This window comes from Sphingopyxis sp. (genome assembly GCF_035998965.1).
In the GTDB taxonomy this organism is placed as follows: Bacteria; Pseudomonadota; Alphaproteobacteria; order Sphingomonadales; family Sphingomonadaceae; genus Sphingopyxis.
Genome location: NZ_DASYHE010000033.1, coordinates 118,604 through 135,282, shown reverse-complemented (window position 1 = coordinate 135,282; position 16,679 = coordinate 118,604). Strand labels below are relative to the sequence as shown.

The following is a 16,679-nucleotide window of genomic DNA, read 5'->3' as shown; positions in this document are numbered from 1 at the left end:
AGCGTGACGGGTTCGACCGGCGAAAGTGCCTGAATCAGCCCGTGGGCGCTATGATGCTGGTGCAATGCAAGGGACCCCCAAAAGTGTAACGGTAAACGACAAGGCTGCCTTGCGGTTATTGGAAGTCCCCCTGGGGCAGCGAGAGCGCATATATGGAGGGGGGTCCCCCCTGTAAAGACCCTATCGCGCAATTTTGTAACGCTGCGGTAACACAAAGGGCGAAGCGGGGCGGATGTGCGCCGAGCGGGGCAAAGACGCGACAAACGATCGCCTGTCAGCTAGGCTGAGTCCCAATTAGGTTCGTCATCCCGGCGAAGGCCGGGATCTCGACGGCTCGTATTGACGCACCGGCGAGACCCCGACCTTCGCCGGGGTGACGAAAAAAGAAAGCGGCACGCCATGGTCTCCCGATCCGACGTCAATCACACCTTCTCCGACGCCGAACTCGACGAGCTCTGCGCCTTTGGCACCGTCGAATCGCACCGGGCGGGCGACCTGCTGGTCGCCGAAGGAACGATGGCGCCCGACTGCATCATCACCCTGTCGGGCCATACCGATATTTTTGCATCTACCGACGAAGGACGAAAGCGCGTCGGGTGGATGGAGCGCGGGCAGTTCGCAGGCGATTTGTCGGTGCTGACCGGGCAGCGACATCTGTCGCGCGTTGAAATGGGCGCTGATGGGGAGATATTGCGCATCAAGCACGCCGATTTTCAGCGGTTGATCGCGGGCAACTCGCATTATTCGGACATTTTCGTACGGGTGCTGTCGGCGCGGCGCGAGTTCAGCAATCAGCGCGGCTTTGCGGTGACGATCGTGATCGGTGCCGCGCTCGATCGCAGCGTCTATGCGCTGCGCGACCTGCTCGCCAAACATGGTGTCGCGCATCGCTGGTTCGACCCCGCCGACGGTCCGGTCCCTGCGCACCTGCTCGCCGAACGCGACATCAGCGAGGACCAGCTGCCTGTCGTCATCCTTGGCGCTGCCGATATGCTGGTCCAGCCGACCCCCGAACAACTGGCGGCGGCGCTGGGTCTTGACCTGCTGCCCGATGGCTCGACCGCCGATGTGCTGGTCGTCGGCAGCGGGCCGGGCGGACTCGCCGCCGCGGTCTATGCCGCGTCCGAAGGGCTGACGGTCATCGCACTCGACGCGCTCGCGCCGGGCGGACAGGCGGGCACGTCGTCGAAGATCGAGAATTACCTTGGCTTTCCAACTGGCATTTCGGGCAATGAGCTGGCGCGGCGGGCGACGGTGCAGGCGCAAAAATTCGGCGCGCGGATCGCCGCACCGGTGCGCGCGGCGTCGATCGTGCGCGACGAGGACGTCTATTGCCTGCATCTGGCCGACGGGCGCAAATTGCGCAGCCGCGCGGTGGTTATCGCGTCGGGGGCGCAATATCAGCGGCTGCCGATTGAGGGGATCGAAGCCTATGAAGGTCGCGGCATATATTATGGCGCGACACCGATGGAGGCGCAGCTGTGCGGCAACGCCGAGGTCACGGTCGTCGGATCGGGCAATTCGGCAGGGCAGGGCGCAATCTATCTCGCGAGTGTCGCGAAGAAGGTTTACGTCATTTTTCGCCGCAAAAGCCTGCGCGAAACCATGTCGGAGTATCTGGTCCGGCGGCTGGAAGATCATCCGAATATCGAGATCATCCCGTCAACTGACGTGATCGCGCTGCATGGGGAGGACGGGCTTGCCGGGCTGACCTATCGCGGCCGCGAGACCGGCGAGGAGGGGCATTGCGACTGCCGCTTCCTGTTCCTGTTCCTCGGCGCCAGCCCGAACACCGGCTGGTTGCCGAAGGAAATGGTGTGCGACGAGCGCGGTTTTGTGAAGACCGGCGGCGATATTGCGCCGGTGGAGCTGGTCAAGGCGGGCTGGTCGCTGGACCGTATGCCGAGCCGTTATGAGACCAGTTGGCCGCGGATCTACGCGATCGGCGATGTGCGCAAAGGCTCGGTGAAGCGCGTGGCGTCGTCGGTCGGCGAGGGGTCGGTGGTGGTCAGCGATATTCATCAGGCGCTGGCGGAGGTTGCGGCCACCTGATCCTCCCTGTGGCAAAGCCATGGGGAGGTGGCAGCGCGAAGCGCTGACGGAGGGGCTATAGCGCCGAGGTCGCTGCCCCTCCACCATCGCCTGCGGCGACGGTCCCCTCCCCATCGCTGCGCGACAGGGAGGAGCAATCAGCTCAACCGCGTCTTGAAATCCTCATAGCCGAATTCGCGGATCAGCTTCAGTTCGTCGGTTTCGCTATCCCACAGCCAGATCGACGGCAGCGGCACGCCGTTGAAGGTGTTGGTTTTCACCATCGAATAATGCGCCTGGTCGAGAAAGGCGAAGCGCTGGCCGATGCGGGCGCCGCCGGGAAGGCGGTAGTCGCCGATGACGTCGCCTGCGAGGCAGGAGGGGCCGCCGAGGCGGGTCGGCATGCCCTCATCGCCTTCGCCGAGCATCGCCGGGCGATACGGCGCCTCGATCACGTCAGGCATATGACAGGTCGCGGAAATATCGGTGATGCCGATCGGCATGCCATTGTCGAACAGGTCGAGGACTTCGCCGACAAGGATGCCGGCGTCGAGCGCGATCGCTTCGCCGGGTTCGATCATCACGTCGCAGTCGGTCGCGGCGCGCACCTGTTTCAGAAACGCAATCAGGTCATCGACCTGATAATCGGCGCGGGTGACATGGTGACCGCCGCCGAAGTTGATCCATTTCAACTGGCCGAAGAACGGCCGCAGCATCGGCTGCACGGCCTCCCATGTCCGCGTCAGCGGCGGGAAATCCTGTTCGCACAGGCTGTGCATATGGATGCCGTCGATGCCCGCTATATGCTCGGGCAGCAGCTGGGTGACGGGAAAGCCCAAGCGGCTGCACGGCGCGGCGGGGTCGTATTTGGCGACCTCGCCCTCGCTGTGCATCGGGTTGATGCGCAGGCCGATGTCGAACGCCGCGCCCTGCGCGCGCAGGTCGTCGATCAGTGGACGGAAGCGCGCGATCTGGCCGGGGGAGTTGAAGATCAGATGATCGGACAGCGCCGCGATCTCGGGCAGATCGGCTTCCTTATAGCCCGCGCAATAAGTGGCAACCTCGCCGCCATATTCGGCGCGCCCAAGCTTGGCTTCGTAAAGCCCCGAGGCGCAGACCCCGTCGAGATAGTCGGCCACCGTCGAACCCAGCGACCACATCGAAAACGCCTTGAGCGCGGCAAGCACGCGAGCGCCCGAGGCGTCGCCGATATGACGCAGCACCGACAGATTGGCGCGCACCTTGGCGGCGTCGACAACAAAGGCGGGCGAAGGGACGCGGCTGAGGTCGAAGCTTGCGAAAGCTCCGGGATCGCCGGCACGGGTTTCCATGGTTCGCTGGTTCCTATGAGACCGCAATCGGCCCCTTGAAGATGAAGAAAGCCCCCGCCGCAATCAGACCAAAGCCGACGAGATGGTTTACGGTCAGCTTCTCTCCGAGCCAGAAGACCGCGAACGCAGCGAATATGACGAGCGTGATGACTTCCTGCAAGGTCTTGAGTTCGGCGGCGGTGTAAACGCCGTAACCGATGCGGTTGGCGGGGACCGCGAGGCAATATTCGAAGAAAGCGATGCCCCAGGCGATCAACACCGCGAGCCAGAGCGGCCGCGACATATCGCCGAGGTGTCCATACCAGGCAAACGTCATGAAGATGTTCGAGATGATGAGCAGCCCGATGGGGGCGAGATAGGCGGTCATAAATTCCCTCGCTGGCACGTAGCGCCGACAGGCGCCGACGCTACGCGCAGCAATCAGAAATTAAGCGGCCCGTCCAGTTCCTTGACCTGCCACGGGAGGCCATGGTCGTTCAGCATCGCCATGAACGGATCGGGGTCCATCTGTTCCATGTTGAACACCCCGTCACCGCTCCATGTGTTGGTCACCATCATCGCGGCGCCGATCATCGCGGGGACGCCGGTGGTATAGCTGACCGCCTGATTCCCCGTCTCCGCATAGGCGTCTTCATGGTCGCAGATGTTGTAGAGGTAGAGCGTCTTTTCCTTGCCGTCCTGGCCCAGGCCGGTGGCGATCACGCCGATGTTGGTCTTGCCCTTGGTCGTCTCGCCCAGGCTCGACGGTTCGGGCAGCACGGCTTTCAGGAATTGCAGCGGAATGATCTCGCGGCCCTCGTAAATCACCGGGTCGATGCGCGTCATGCCGACGTTCTGCAGTACATTGAGATGGGTGATATACGCCTCGCCAAAGGTCATCCAGAAGCGGATGCGCTGGATTTCGGGAAGGTGCGTTTTCAGGCTTTCGATTTCCTCATGATACATGAGGTACATCGTCTTTTCGCCCACCGCTTCAAAGTCGAATTTTTGCTTCACCGACATCGGCGGGGTTTCGACCCAGTCGCCATTTTCCCAGTGGCGCGCGACCGCGGTGACTTCGCGGATGTTGATCTCGGGATTGAAGTTGGTCGCGAAATGCTGGCCGTGATCGCCGCCGTTGCAGTCGAGAATGTCGAGCGTGTCGATGCGCGCAAAATGATGTTTTTTGAGCCAGGTGGTGAACACGCTGGTCACGCCGGGGTCGAAGCCCGAACCGAGCAGCGCCATCAGTCCGGCATCCTTGAACCGGTCGTGATAAGCCCACTGCCAATGATATTCAAACTTCGCCTCGTCGCGCGGTTCGTAATTGGCGGTGTCCATATAATGGGCGCCGGTCGACAGGCACGCCTCCATGATCGTCAGATCCTGATAGGGCAGCGCGAGGTTCACGACATGCGTCGCGCCGATGTCGCGGATCAGCGCCGCGGTCGCGTCGATGTGGTCGGCGTCGACTTCGGCGGTCTTGATCGTCACGCCGGTGCGTGCCTTGACCGAGTCGGCAACCGCATCGCATTTGAACTTGCGGCGGCTGGCCAGCGTGATGTCGGGAAAGATGTCGGCGTTCATCGCCATTTTGTGCACCGCGACCGAACCGACGCCGCCTGCGCCGATCACCAGAACCTTGCTCATCGAAAAATCTCCTGCGCCTACCTATGCGGCTTGTCATGTATGCCCGGCCCTATAGGACGAAGCCATGACACAGCAAAGCCCCGATCCCCTGCTCGACCCGAACCGCGCACCCTCGCTCGCGGGTGTCGAACGCGCCGCGGCGAAAGTCGCTGCGCTGCTTCCGCAAACGCCGCTGTTGCCGATGGAGGTCGATGGGCGGACGATCTGGTGCAAAGCCGAATGCCTGCAACCCGTCGGCGCCTTCAAGATCCGCGGCGCCTGGCATCGGCTGACTGATCTGACGCCCGAGCAAGCGGCGGCAGGGGTGGTCGGAGTGTCGAGCGGCAATCATGCGCAGGGGGTCGCCTGGGCGGCGAAACGGCTGGGTATCCCGGCGACGATCGTGATGCCGAGCAATGCGCCCAAGATGAAGCTGGCAGCAACGCGGGCGCTGGGGGCCGAGGTGGTGCTGTACGACCGCGTGACCGAATCGCGCGACGCGGTGGCGGCGAAATTGCTCGAAACCAGCGGCGGGACATTGGTTCATGCCTATGGCGATCCGTGGATCATCGAAGGGCAGGGCAGCGCCGGGATCGAAGCGCAGGCGCAGCTGGCGGCGCGCGGGATTGCGGGACCCGACAAGGTGATCGCTTGCTGCGGCGGCGGCGGATTGTCGGCGGGGCTGGCGCTCGCCTGTCCCGATGCCGAGATCGTCGCTGTAGAACCCGAAGGCTGGGACGATGTGACGCGCTCGCTAGCGGCAGGCGAAATCCTGTCGGTCGAGGATCTGGCCTATGCGACCGAATGCGACGCGTTGCAGACCCCGCAGACTTGGCCGATCAATTTCGCGGTGCTGCAAGCGCGCGGCGTGCGCGGGGTTGTGGTGACGCGCGAGGAGGTGCGCCATGCGATGCGGGTCGCGTTCGAGCGCCTGCATCTGGTCGTCGAGCCCGGCGGCGCGGCTGCGCTGGCCGCGGTGCTCGCCGGCAAGGTCGAGTTGGGCGACGCGACATTGGTCACTTTGTCGGGAGGCAATGTCGACCCGGAGCTTTATGCCGAGATAATCGCCGGGTGACGCCGAACGGGATATCTGCTCCAATTGGTGCGTTGGAACGGCTAAGGAGAAGCAAGATGCAAAAGAGCGTGATTCTGGCCATTGCAGCGGCGCTGGTGTTGCTGACCGGATGCGAAAAGGCCGAGGCACCCGCGCCCGCTGACACGACCACAGCTGAAGTGCCTGTCGAGACTGCACGGCCCGCAGGTGCCGCCACCGATTCGGCCGCCGCGGCGCACCGCTATGCGGCATGGGCGGGCAAATGGACCGGGGTCGAGGGCATGTATGTCACGATTACCGCGGCCGAGCCCGGCAAGTACAAGCTGGAGATGCAGTCGGACCTTGACACGAAAGGCACCTATGACGGCAGCGACAGCGACAGCGACAGCGACAGCGACAGCGACGGCGGCATTACGTTCACGCGCGGCGCTGAAACGCTGACGTTGGCGGCCGCGACCGGCGACGCGACGGGCCTGAAATATCTGGCGGGCAAGAAGGATTGCCTGAAGGTCAAGGATGGCGAGGGTTATTGCCGCGATTAATGAGGACAATCCGGCGATAGTTTATTTGGCGCTGTCGCCGGAATGTCACCAATTCTTCGCGAAAATCGCACGAACCGCTGTCATCGGCGACCGGGATCTACCTTGACCCGGGAGCCCTCTATATGGCCAGCCAGCCCAACCAGAAAATAGCCGCCGCCGTCGTCCGCGAGGATGCCGAGCAGAGGCAGCGCCTGCTCGATCGCGCGTTTGCGTTCGCGTTCAAAGGATTGGTCTACGCCCAGATTTGGGAGGACCCGGTCGTCGACATGGAGGCGCTGGCGATCGAGCCGGGCAATCGAATCGCTACGATCGCCAGCGGCGGCTGCAACGTCTTTTCCTATCTGACGGCCGATCCGGCGGAGATTGTCGCGGTCGATCTCAACACCGCGCATGTCGCGCTGAACCACCTGAAGCGTATCGCGATCCAGCGGCTCCCCGACCACGACAGCCTGCATCGTTTTTTTGCCGACGCCGACAACGGAGCCAACATTGCGGCCTACCGCGAATTTGTCCGACCGCACCTCGACGAGGTCAGCCGTCGCTATTGGGAGGGGCGCGACCTGGTCGGGCGCCGCCGGATCAACGGCTTCGCGCACGGGCTGTACAAGCGCGGCCTGCTCGGCAGCTTCATTGGCCTGGCGCATATGGTGGCGCGGATGCACCGGATCGATCTGCGCCAATTCCTCGAAGCAAAGACGATCGAGGAGCAGCGGGTGATTTTCGACACGAAGTTGGCCCCGTTTTTCGACCGCAAGTTCATTCGCTGGATCACCGACCAGCGCTCGTCACTTTTCGGGCTGGGCATTCCGCCTGCGCAATATGACGCGCTTGCCGGAGGCAAGCCGATGGCCGACGTGCTGCGGGCGCGGCTGGAAAAGCTGGCGTGCGACTTTCCGCTCGAAGATAATTATTTTGCCTGGCAGGCGTTTGGGCGCCGCTATGACAAAGGTTCGGCGGCGTCGTTGCCACCCTATTTGCAGCCTGCTCATTATGATGCGGTAAAGGCGCGCGCGGGGCGCGTGACGATGTTGCACGCAAACATGACCGACATGCTGGCGGCTTCCGCGGCAGCCAGTTTCGACCGTTATGTCTTCCTTGATGCGCAGGACTGGATGAGCGATGCGCAGCTGATCCAATTGTGGAGCGAGGTTACCCGGACCGCGCGGTCTGGCGCGCGCGTGCTGTTCCGCACCGCTGCCGAAACCAGCCTGCTGCCGGGACGCCTGCCCGAGGCATTGCTCGACCACTGGGAGTATCGCGCGGTCGAATCGCAGGACTATACGCGGCGCGACCGCTCGGCGATTTATGGCGGGGTTCATCTCTATGTCCTGAAAGACTGACCATGGCGCCGGGGGAGGGACATGCCGCGCGCATGGACGGGGTGTATCGCGGCCAGCGTCATATCTATGACCTGACGCGCAAATATTATCTGCTCGGGCGCGACCGATTGATTGACGAACTGGCGCCGTCGGTGGGCAGTCATGTGCTTGAAATCGGCTGCGGTACCGGGCGCAACCTGATCGCCGCGGCGCGCTGTTGGCCCGGAGCGCATTTCTACGGCATCGACATTTCCGAAGAGATGCTGAAAACCGCCCGCGCATCGATCGTACGCGCCGGGTTGAGCCAAAGGATCCGCGTTGCCCAGGGCGACGCCACGGACTTCGATCCGAAAACCCTGTTTCGCATCCCCAGCTTCGATCGGATTTTCCAAAGCTATACGCTGTCGATGATCCCCGACTGGCAGGGCGCGATCCGCGAGGCGGTGCGCCATTTGTCGCCCGGTGGCGCGCTGCATATCATTGATTTCGGCCAGCAGGAGCAAATGCCGCCATGGTTCCGCGCGGCGTTGTTCAGCTGGCTGGCACGCTTTCACGTCGCGCCGCGCGCGTTGCTGGTCGAGGCGGCGCGAGAGGTCGCAAACGACGTCGGCGGGCAATTGGCGGTGACCCGGCTTTACCGGGACTATGCATGGTCACTGCGGCTTGAGAAGCGGCTGCGCTAACCCTTGCCAAACGGCGCGTCGCCTGCTCCTTTCGGCACCGGAGGCGCGATGATCGAAACTATTCTGCCGGCGCGACTCACCGAAGCCGCGGGCGTCGTCGAAACACTGGCGCAAGCGTTCCAGACCGACCCGGCATTGTCGTGGATATTGCCCGACCCCGATCATCGCGCGTGCGCGTTGCGCAGCCTGTTCCGTACTCTCGTCCCCGCCGACATGCGCGCTGGCGTCGCGCTGCGCTCCGCGGGAGACGAAGCGGCGGCACTGTGGCGCGCGCCGGGACAGGCGCATGGCGGGACGCTGGAATTCCTGCGCACCGTCGTCCCGCTGATGGCCACCTTTGGCACCGCCCTGCCGCGCGGGCTCAGGGTCCAAAGCGGCATCGACGCACACCGTCCGACGGGGCGGTTCTGGTATCTCCATTATGTCGGCGTGCGCACCGCGCATCAAGGCAAAGGCCATGGCGGGCGGATCATTCGCGCGCAAACCGCGGTCGCCGATGCCGAAGGACTGCCGTGCTGGCTGGAAACCGCGACACCGGAAAATGTGCCGCTTTATGAGCGGCTGGGCTTTGCTACGCAGGTCGAATGGGACGTGCCGGGGGGTGGGCCGCATTTTTGGGGCATGATGCGGGCGTCCGCCGCTTGAATATTCCCGTGACCTCTCTACGACTTGACGGCGTGGACGGCACGCAATGGTCATCAGGCGCGGACGAGGCGCGCGCGCAGCTTACGGCGGCGCTGACCGCCGTCGGGCGCGGCGACCGCGCGGCATTGCGCCGGGTCTATGACATGACCGCCGCGAAACTATTTGGAATCTGTCTCCGTATCTGTGGCGAGAGGGCCAGCGCGGAGGATGTTTTGCAGACCGTCTATATCAAGGTGTGGGAGCGGGCGGGGCAGTTCGATGCCGCGCGCGCCAGCCCGATCACCTGGCTGGCGACGATCGCGCGCAATGGCGCGATCGACTGGCGGCGGTCGGTTGCCGGGCGGACGGTGCGCGACACCTTACCCGAACAGGCGGCCTTCGCGGTGGCCGACGACAGCCCGCTTGCGGACCAGTCGCTGGTCGCGGCGGAGGAGGGTGAGCGGCTCCACCATTGTCTGGATGAACTCGAAGAACGAAGCCGCGCGTCGATCCGCGCCGCCTTTTTTGACGGATCGACCTACGCCGAGCTTGCCGAACGCGAAAATGTCCCGTTGGGGACAATGAAAAGCTGGATACGGCGCGGGTTGCTGCGCCTGAAGGATTGTCTTGGCGATGGATGACCATCTGACGCCCGCCGAGGAGCGCGACGCGCTCGCCGCCGAACTGGCGCTTGGCCTGCTCGAAGGGCAGGCGCGCGCCGATGCGCTGCGGCTGTCGCTCAGCGATCCTGCCTTCGCGGCGCTGGTCTTGGCGTGGGAGGCGAAGCTGGCACCGCTGCACGGCGAATGGGCCGATGCGCAGCCCGGCGCAGGGGTGTGGAGCGGGATCGAACGGCAGCTGGCGGATGCGCCCGCCGACAAGGTCACCGCAATCGAAACGCGTCTGCGCCGCTGGCGCGCCGGAGCTTTGCTGTCGGGCGCTGTCGCGGCGGCGCTGGCGTTCGTGCTGATCACCCAGCCTGGGCCAACACCAACGCCTGCGGCGCCGCAGCTCGCGGTCGCTCGGATCGAAAGCGATGCGGCCGGGCCGCTGGTGCTCGCGCGCTACAACCACAGCAACGGTTTGATGCAGCTGCGCATCCATGGCTTCGAGCCCGGAACGCTGGCGCCCGAGCTCTGGGTGATTCCCGAGGGTGGCCCGCCCGTCTCGCTTGGTCAGATTGGCCATGCGGGGGAGGCCGAAATGACGATGCCGCCGCCGCACCGCCTGCTGATGACCGAAGGCGCAACGCTGGCGATCACGATGGAGCCCGTGTCGAAAACGCCGCATCCGGCGCCGAGCAGCGTTGCGGTCGCGTCGGGAAAAATCATCACGATCTGATCTTTCTGTGCATCCGGTAACGGGGTGCCGCCGTAGCTGCGCCGCATTCCACATTTCCGGGGTGCCAGAAACCAGAGGATCGTATCATGAAACTTTCCAAACTTTCCGCGTCGCTCGCTGCTTTGATGATGGTTGCCGGGGGCGGCGTTGCGCTGGCGAACCCGATGGTCGGCGGTGCCGCGATGTACGAAACCAAGAATATTGTCGAAAATGCCGTCAATTCAAAGGATCACACGACGCTGGTCGCCGCAGTGCAGGCCGCCGGCCTTGTTGACACGCTCGCCAGCCCCGGCCCGTTCACGGTGTTCGCACCCACCAACGCCGCGTTTGGCAAGCTTCCCGCCGGCACCGTCGATACGCTGCTGAAGCCCGAGAACAAGGGCACGCTGACCGCGGTGCTGACCTATCACGTCGTCCCCGGCACACTGACCGCTGCCGATCTGGCCGCCAACGCCCAGGCCAATGGCGGCAAGGCGACGCTGACGACGGTTCAGGGCGCCAAGCTGACCGTGTGGGGCAAGGATGGCAAATGGTATGTCACCGACGCCAAGGGCGGCAAGGCCCAGATCACTATCGCCGACGTCAAGCAGTCGAACGGCGTGATCCACGTCGTCGATGGCGTTTTGCTGCCGGGCTAACCCCTTCGTCCGGCGACAGGTGCGGTCCGTCCTTTCCCTCCCTGGACGGGCCGCATTGCCGGCAACTGATTAGATCAGTCCTCAAACCCCACGAAGCGTGCGGCATCGGCGACGCTCTTGCGGTTCGACACCACCGCGTTGGCAGGAAAATTCTCGTCGGGCCAGCCCATCGCGACGCAGATCATGATCACCTGATCGTCGGGAATTTTCGCATGCTTGCGCACCACCGGGCTTTGCATGATGCCCTGGCTGTTGATGACGCAGCCCAGCCCGCGCGACCAAGCGGCGTTGACAAGCGCGTTGGTGACCGCGCCGCAATCGAAGGGTGCGATGTCGCTGCCGAGCAGGACGCGGTCGTAGGTGACGACGATGCTGACCGGTGCGTCGAACTGGCGAAAGCCGCGCAGCACCCAGTCCTGCCGCCCGTCCTTGTCGTCGCGTTCGATCCCCATCGCGCCAAACAATTGTTTGGCGACCTCGATCTGGCGACCGCGATGTTCGTCGGGGACGACGTTGAATGTCCGAAATTCGCGGCTGTCGGGTTTGCCAGCTAAAATGCCTTCGGTGTTGCCGCGGCGGATCGCGTCGAGCGGGGCGCCGGTGACGACCGAAAAATTCCAGCACTGATTGTTGTAGGATGAGGGCGCGCGCATCGCGACCTCGATAATCTCGGCGATCAGGTCCTTGGGGACAGGCTTGTCAAGGAAGCCGCGGATCGAGCGGCGCCCCAATACCACATCGTCAAAACCGATTGCCTCGTTCACGCGGCTTTCGCCAGCCCCAGCTCCAACCGGCCCCAGATTTCGACAAGCGCGTCGGTGAGCTCGCGCATCATAGCCTCGTCATGTGCCGGGCCGGGTGTGAAGCGCAGGCGTTCAGTGCCGCGCGGCACGGTCGGGAAATTGATCGGCTGCACATAGACGCCATATTCGGCGAGCAAGATGTCGCTGATCTTCTTCGCGCGCACCGGGTCGCCGACCATCAGCGGCACGATGTGCGTCGTCGAATCCATTACGGGCAGACCGGCGTCGCGGAAACGGGCCTTGAGGTAGGCGGCATTGGCCTGCTGCGCCTCGCGCTCGACGCTCGAGCTTTTCAGGTGGCGGACGCTGGCGAGCACCCCGGCGACGAGCACCGGCGAAAGGCTGGTGGTGAAGATGAAGCCCGGCGCATAGCTGCGGATGACGTCGATGATATTCTTGTCGGCGGCGATATAGCCGCCCATCACGCCGAACGCCTTGCCCAGCGTACCTTCGATGATCGTCACGCGGTCGGCGGCTTCGTCGCGGTCGGTGATGCCGCCGCCGCGCGGGCCGTACATGCCGACGGCATGAACTTCGTCGCAATAGGTGAGGGCGTTGTACTTGTCGGCGAGGTCGCAGATCGCGTGGATCGGGGCGACATCGCCGTCCATCGAATAGACGCTTTCGAACGCGATCAGCTTCGCCGCTTCGGGATCGTCCTGCGCCATCAATTCTTCGAGATGCGCGAGGTCGTTGTGGCGCCACACGCGCTTTTCGCAGCCCGAGTTGCGGATGCCCGCGATCATCGAGGCGTGGTTGAGCTCGTCCGAATATATGATGCAGTTCGGTAGCAATTTGCCGAGCGTGCCGAGCGTTGCCTCGTTCGAGATGTAGCCCGAGGTGAACAGCAGCGCGCCGTCCTTGCCGTGCAGATCGGCGAGCTCATGCTCAAGGTCGATGTGATAATGGGTGTTGCCGCCGATATTGCGGGTGCCGCCCGAACCGGCGCCGACGTCGTGCAACGCATATTCCATCGCCTCGACGACCTTGGGGTGCTGGCCCATCGCAAGATAGTCGTTCGAGCACCAGACGGTGATCGGTTTGGGGCCGTTATGGCCGGCAAAGCAGCGTGCGTTGGGGAACGAGCCGCGATTGCGCAGGATGTCGATAAAGACGCGATAGCGCCCTTCTTCGTGCAGTCGGTCGATCGCGCGAGCGAAGATATCGTTATAATTCACGTTCCAGCCCCGCAATCCAGGTGCCAAATCCAGGCATGTTTGCCGCTCGTTCCGGACGGCTGTTAACAGGCGGGCCAATAACCGTGATTTAGGCTGAAATCCAGTGCGAACGATTCGCAAGTCATTGCATCGATCAGTGTGATCAAATGCACCGGTATATTGACCGCGGGCGGCTAAGCCGCGAACCAACAAGCGCAAAAAAGGAGCAAGGTCAAAATGCGCCTCTCGACTATGGTCATATCGTCAATCGCCGCTGGAATATCGCTGTCGGTACCTGCTCCGGCGTCGGCTCCCGCTCCATTCGACGGTGCGTGGATGTCCTGCGAAACCTATCGCGGGGCGGAGATATGCTCGTACAAACTGCTGGCGCAGCGCGGCGCCCGAGTTTGCGGTGTTCAGCGCTATTTTGCGACGAACGCCTATTACGAGCAGCGGTTTGTCGGCACGGTGAAGACCGGTGTTGCACGCATCGAAAAAATCTGCGGCGATCCCGGATCGGAAACGGACACCTATTGCACGGGCCGCGCGCCGCGCGATGCAGCGAAGATCGGATGGGGCTCGTCGGATGATAGACTTTTCCAGTGCCGCGGCCGATTGTTCAGCACGTCCAGCGATGCGCCCGCCAGTTGTCAGGGCGTGACGTCCGGCATGGGGATGCCGCGCGTTCGCAGCTTGGGCGCGCAAGGGCCGCAGCCTGACGATCGCGCCTGGTTGGCCGCCTGCGCCGCGGGGCGCGAATGATGCGTCAGATCGTTTCGATCCGGTCGATGCCATAGGGCGCCAAGGTGGCGAGCGGCGGTGGCGGTCGGTCTATGCTGCGCGTGAAGACGGCCAAGCCCGCCGTGGCGGACGCAGGCCATGACTGACCCTGCGTCAGGTCGGCGATCCGCCGCGCAATGCCCTCGGCGCCATCGATCAGGGTCACGCTCGGACCCGCCGCGGCCTGTAATTCGTCGGCCAACAATGGGAAATGCGTGCAGGCGAGAACGATGACGTCGATCGCGTCGCCGCCCGGTTGATCGCGCAGGCCGGCGATGGCGCGCGCAATCACCGCGGAATCGACCGGCTCGCCGCGCAGCTTGGCCTCGGCGCCGGTGACCAGACCGGGGCTACCGTGGCGCAGCACGGTCTTGCCGCCCGCGAAGCGCGCGCTGAGGTCGTCGACATAGGGCTGACGCACCGTCGCCTCGGTCCCGAGCACCCCGATAACGCCGCTTCTGGTGAGCTGCGCGGCGGGCTTGATCGCGGGGACAGTGCCGACGATCGGCAGGTCGAGCGCGGCGCGAACATGCGCGAGCGCGATCGTCGAGGCGGTGTTGCAGGCGATGACGGCGAGCCGCGGCTGGTAGCGCTCGACGAGGCGGCCGAGCAGCGCCGGGACGCGCGCCGCGAGCTCTGCCTCGCTTTTCTGGCCATAGGGCAGCCCGGCATAGTCGGCGGCATAGACGATCGGCGCGGTCGGCAGCAGCGCGCGGGTGGGGCCGAGGACGGTAAGGCCGCCGAGGCCGGAGTCGAAAAACAGGATGGGGGCGTCGGGGGCGGGGCTCATGCGCGGCGAGTAGCAGTGGGGACGGCGTGGCTCAATCGTCACGTCGTGACCCAGGGATCGTCATTGCGAGCGAAGCGAAGCAATCTAGATTTGGCGTAAACTGCTCTGGATTGCTTCGCTTCGCTCGCAATGACGGCGTTATGGGATGAAGTGGCCCCATGCGATCGGTCACCCATGCTTGTTTGTCCATTTTGGCGATCACCGCCATCGAATCCGTTGATTGCGACCGCCAACTTCGCCAGTATCGCGGCGAACGGAGCAAGGATCACCATGACGAATTTATTGCTGATCGCCATGGGCTATCTGCTTGGCTCGATCCCCTTTGGCGTCATCCTGACCCGGCTTTTCGGCGCGGGTGACCTGCGCCAGATCGGGTCGGGCAATATCGGCGCCACCAATGTGCTGCGCACCGGGCGCAAGGGGCTGGCGGCGGCGACGCTGATCCTCGATGGCGCGAAAGGCGCGGTGGCGGTGCTGCTGGCGCGGCATTTTGTGCCCGAGTTGGGCGATCAAGCCGCAATGATCGCAGGCGCGGCGGGGATGATCGGCCATTGCTATCCGGTGTGGCTGAAATTCCGCGGCGGCAAGGGGGTGGCGACTTTGCTCGGCCTCGCGCTCGCGCTCGCCTGGCCGATCGGCCTGATCTTTGCCGCAGTATGGATCGGCGTGGTGCTGCTGCTGCGGATTTCGTCCTTGGGCGGGATGCTCGGCTCAGTCGCGACGCCGATCGCAGCGCTGGCGCTCGGCTATCCGGTCTATGCGATCGGTCTCACGGGGCTCGCAGTCATCGTGCTGTGGCGGCACCGCGAGAATATAGCGCGGCTGCGCGCCGGGACCGAGCCGCGGATTGGCGGCAAGAAAGACGTTGCGTGACCCACGCCGAGCGGCTGGCACGGCTGAGGCTGATCCGCACCCCGCATGTCGGCCCGGTCAGTTGGCACCAGCTTATGCAGCGCTTCGGGTCGGGCGAGGCAGCGCTCGACGCGCTCCCCGACCTTGTACTGCGCGGTGGCGCGGGGAAGGTGCGGATTGCGCCGGTCGAACTGGCGGAGCGTGAGTTGGCCCGCGCAGCCGAGCTTGGCGCACGGCACATTTTCAGTGACGACGCCGATTATTCGCCGCTGCTGCGCGAGGTCGAGGGAGCGCCGCCGGTGATCATCGTACGCGGCGACGCCACGATGCTGCGCCGCCCGTGCGTCGCGATCGTCGGCGCGCGCAATGCCTCTGCGATCGCGTGCCGGTTCGCACGCCAGTTGGCCGCCGATCTCGTGGCGCGCGACGTCACGGTGGTCAGCGGGCTGGCGCGTGGGGTCGACACCGCCGCACATATCGGCGCGCTCGGCGGATCGACCGTGGGAGTCATCGCCAGCGGCATCGATATCGCCTTTCCGCCCGAAAATGCCACGCTGCAGGAAAAGATCGCGACCGACCAGCTGCTCATCGCCGAACAGCCACCGGGCAGCGAACCGCTGGCGCGTCATTTTCCGTCGCGCAACCGGATCATCGCCGGGCTGGCGCAGGGCACCGTGGTGATCGAGGCGGCGCCGCGCTCCGGATCGCTGATCACCGCGCGCCGCGCTGGCGATTATGGGCGCGAGGTGATGGCGGTGCCGGGCTCGCCGCTCGACCCGCGCGCGCAGGGCTGCAACCTGCTGATCCGCGAGGGCGCGACTTTGATCCAGACCGTCGATGACGTGATCGAGGCGGTGGGGCCGATCGATACACGGATGGTGCGCGAACCGGCGCGCAGCTATGCGGCGGCGCCCACCAGTGCCGATGCGGGCGACGGCGACCGACGACGCGTGATCGACCTGCTCGGTCCGACCCCTGTGGCTGTTGATGAACTGGTGCGGCAATCGGGACAGGCGGCGGCAATCGTCCAACTCGTCCTGCTCGAACTCGAACTCGCCGGACGTGTCGAACGCCATGCCGGAGCCAAGATTTCTCTCGTGTGACGCCGCGCATAGCGCCCCAACCA

The 16,679-nt window shown here is 64.4% G+C and carries 19 protein-coding genes; 12 read left to right on the top strand and 7 right to left on the bottom strand.

Annotation, left to right across the window (positions count from 1 at the left end; translation table 11 throughout):
* The first annotated feature begins 399 nt into the window (after nt 1-399).
* Entirely contained in the window at nt 400-2,052 is a 1,653-nt protein-coding gene (locus VGN68_RS05005; protein ID WP_327474472.1) for an FAD-dependent oxidoreductase, read from the top strand.
* Between the two features lie 137 nt (nt 2,053-2,189).
* Here VGN68_RS05005 and VGN68_RS05000 read toward each other — a convergent pair whose 3' ends face one another.
* The 3 genes from VGN68_RS05000 to VGN68_RS04990 are packed head-to-tail and all read right to left on the bottom strand — an operon-like array spanning nt 2,190 to nt 4,991.
* Complete coding sequence (locus VGN68_RS05000; RefSeq protein ID WP_327474470.1) at nt 2,190-3,362, bottom strand: carboxynorspermidine decarboxylase; 1,173 nt, start codon at nt 3,360-3,362, stop codon at nt 2,190-2,192.
* Between the two features lie 13 nt (nt 3,363-3,375).
* Nucleotides 3,376-3,729: a DMT family protein gene (locus tag VGN68_RS04995; RefSeq protein ID WP_327474468.1), complete on the bottom strand. Its 354-nt coding sequence runs from the start codon at nt 3,727-3,729 to the stop codon at nt 3,376-3,378.
* Nucleotides 3,730-3,782: 53 nt separating this feature from the next.
* Nucleotides 3,783-4,991: a saccharopine dehydrogenase family protein gene (locus VGN68_RS04990; protein ID WP_327474466.1), complete on the bottom strand. Its 1,209-nt coding sequence runs from the start codon at nt 4,989-4,991 to the stop codon at nt 3,783-3,785.
* A gap of 64 nt (nt 4,992-5,055) precedes the next feature.
* On the opposite strand from VGN68_RS04990, the gene VGN68_RS04985 reads away from it, so the two are divergent.
* From VGN68_RS04985 to VGN68_RS04950, 8 genes are all read left to right on the top strand, one after another.
* Nucleotides 5,056-6,045, top strand: a complete 990-nt coding sequence (locus VGN68_RS04985; protein ID WP_327474464.1) for a threonine ammonia-lyase — start codon at nt 5,056-5,058, stop codon at nt 6,043-6,045.
* A 56-nt stretch (nt 6,046-6,101) separates the two neighbouring features.
* Nucleotides 6,102-6,566, top strand: coding sequence for a hypothetical protein (locus VGN68_RS04980; protein ID WP_327474462.1), 465 nt, complete (start codon nt 6,102-6,104; stop codon nt 6,564-6,566).
* A gap of 122 nt (nt 6,567-6,688) precedes the next feature.
* Nucleotides 6,689-7,906, top strand: a complete 1,218-nt coding sequence (locus VGN68_RS04975) for a DUF3419 family protein (RefSeq protein WP_327474460.1) — start codon at nt 6,689-6,691, stop codon at nt 7,904-7,906.
* A 2-nt stretch (nt 7,907-7,908) separates the two neighbouring features.
* Nucleotides 7,909-8,568: a class I SAM-dependent methyltransferase gene (locus tag VGN68_RS04970; RefSeq protein WP_327474458.1), complete on the top strand. Its 660-nt coding sequence runs from the start codon at nt 7,909-7,911 to the stop codon at nt 8,566-8,568.
* A 48-nt stretch (nt 8,569-8,616) separates the two neighbouring features.
* Nucleotides 8,617-9,213, top strand: coding sequence for a GNAT family N-acetyltransferase (locus VGN68_RS04965; protein WP_327474456.1), 597 nt, complete (start codon nt 8,617-8,619; stop codon nt 9,211-9,213).
* An 8-nt stretch (nt 9,214-9,221) separates the two neighbouring features.
* A complete protein-coding gene (locus VGN68_RS04960; protein ID WP_327474454.1) occupies nt 9,222-9,833 on the top strand; it encodes a sigma-70 family RNA polymerase sigma factor in 612 nt (203 codons plus the stop codon).
* The gene (locus tag VGN68_RS04955; RefSeq protein ID WP_327474452.1) at nt 9,826-10,533 is read left to right on the top strand and encodes an anti-sigma factor; all 708 of its coding nucleotides are present in this window, start codon (nt 9,826-9,828) and stop codon (nt 10,531-10,533) included. The genes VGN68_RS04960 and VGN68_RS04955 overlap by 8 nt, the downstream gene beginning before the upstream one ends.
* An 86-nt stretch (nt 10,534-10,619) precedes the next feature.
* Nucleotides 10,620-11,171 (top strand): fasciclin domain-containing protein, encoded by a 552-nt coding sequence (locus VGN68_RS04950; RefSeq protein ID WP_293700783.1) that lies wholly within the window; start codon nt 10,620-10,622, stop codon nt 11,169-11,171.
* Between the two features lie 74 nt (nt 11,172-11,245).
* Here the strand turns inward: VGN68_RS04950 and VGN68_RS04945 are convergent, their stop codons facing one another.
* Entirely contained in the window at nt 11,246-11,935 is a 690-nt protein-coding gene (locus VGN68_RS04945; protein ID WP_327474449.1) for a nitroreductase family protein, read from the bottom strand.
* Nucleotides 11,932-13,152, bottom strand: coding sequence for a 5-aminolevulinate synthase (hemA, locus tag VGN68_RS04940; RefSeq protein ID WP_327474447.1), 1,221 nt, complete (start codon nt 13,150-13,152; stop codon nt 11,932-11,934). The genes VGN68_RS04945 and hemA overlap by 4 nt, the downstream gene beginning before the upstream one ends.
* 216 nt (nt 13,153-13,368) lie before the next feature.
* On the opposite strand from hemA, the gene VGN68_RS04935 reads away from it, so the two are divergent.
* Entirely contained in the window at nt 13,369-13,893 is a 525-nt protein-coding gene (locus VGN68_RS04935) for a hypothetical protein (protein ID WP_327474445.1), read from the top strand.
* 4 nt (nt 13,894-13,897) lie between these two features.
* On the opposite strand, the gene murI is transcribed toward VGN68_RS04935, so the two are convergent.
* On the bottom strand, nt 13,898-14,701 hold the full coding sequence (gene murI, locus VGN68_RS04930) for a glutamate racemase (RefSeq protein WP_327474443.1): 804 nt from the start codon (nt 14,699-14,701) through the stop codon (nt 13,898-13,900).
* 38 nt (nt 14,702-14,739) lie between these two features.
* Nucleotides 14,740-14,997, bottom strand: a complete 258-nt coding sequence (locus tag VGN68_RS04925; RefSeq protein WP_327474441.1) for a hypothetical protein — start codon at nt 14,995-14,997, stop codon at nt 14,740-14,742.
* Here VGN68_RS04925 and plsY point away from each other — a divergent pair.
* Entirely contained in the window at nt 14,972-15,574 is a 603-nt protein-coding gene (gene plsY / locus VGN68_RS04920; RefSeq protein ID WP_327474439.1) for a glycerol-3-phosphate 1-O-acyltransferase PlsY, read from the top strand. The genes VGN68_RS04925 and plsY overlap by 26 nt on opposite strands.
* On the top strand, nt 15,571-16,656 hold the full coding sequence (gene dprA / locus VGN68_RS04915) for a DNA-processing protein DprA (RefSeq protein WP_327474437.1): 1,086 nt from the start codon (nt 15,571-15,573) through the stop codon (nt 16,654-16,656). Before plsY ends, dprA begins: the two co-directional genes overlap by 4 nt.
* Nucleotides 16,657-16,679: the final 23 nt, after the last annotated feature.

Coding starts and splice junctions, on each gene's coding strand:
- VGN68_RS05005 (WP_327474472.1), top strand. CDS start 400: ATGGTCTCCCGATCCGACGTCAATCACACCTTCTCCGACGCCGAACTC.
- VGN68_RS05000 (WP_327474470.1), bottom strand. CDS start 3,362: ATGGAAACCCGTGCCGGCGATCCCGGAGCTTTCGCAAGCTTCGACCTC.
- VGN68_RS04995 (WP_327474468.1), bottom strand. CDS start 3,729: ATGACCGCCTATCTCGCCCCCATCGGGCTGCTCATCATCTCGAACATC.
- VGN68_RS04990 (WP_327474466.1), bottom strand. CDS start 4,991: ATGAGCAAGGTTCTGGTGATCGGCGCAGGCGGCGTCGGTTCGGTCGCG.
- VGN68_RS04985 (WP_327474464.1), top strand. CDS start 5,056: ATGACACAGCAAAGCCCCGATCCCCTGCTCGACCCGAACCGCGCACCC.
- VGN68_RS04980 (WP_327474462.1), top strand. CDS start 6,102: ATGCAAAAGAGCGTGATTCTGGCCATTGCAGCGGCGCTGGTGTTGCTG.
- VGN68_RS04975 (WP_327474460.1), top strand. CDS start 6,689: ATGGCCAGCCAGCCCAACCAGAAAATAGCCGCCGCCGTCGTCCGCGAG.
- VGN68_RS04970 (WP_327474458.1), top strand. CDS start 7,909: ATGGCGCCGGGGGAGGGACATGCCGCGCGCATGGACGGGGTGTATCGC.
- VGN68_RS04965 (WP_327474456.1), top strand. CDS start 8,617: ATGATCGAAACTATTCTGCCGGCGCGACTCACCGAAGCCGCGGGCGTC.
- VGN68_RS04955 (WP_327474452.1), top strand. CDS start 9,826: ATGGATGACCATCTGACGCCCGCCGAGGAGCGCGACGCGCTCGCCGCC.
- VGN68_RS04950 (WP_293700783.1), top strand. CDS start 10,620: ATGAAACTTTCCAAACTTTCCGCGTCGCTCGCTGCTTTGATGATGGTT.
- VGN68_RS04935 (WP_327474445.1), top strand. CDS start 13,369: ATGCGCCTCTCGACTATGGTCATATCGTCAATCGCCGCTGGAATATCG.
- murI (WP_327474443.1), bottom strand. CDS start 14,701: ATGAGCCCCGCCCCCGACGCCCCCATCCTGTTTTTCGACTCCGGCCTC.
- plsY (WP_327474439.1), top strand. CDS start 14,972: ATGACGAATTTATTGCTGATCGCCATGGGCTATCTGCTTGGCTCGATC.
- VGN68_RS04925 (WP_327474441.1), bottom strand. CDS start 14,997: ATGGCGATCAGCAATAAATTCGTCATGGTGATCCTTGCTCCGTTCGCC.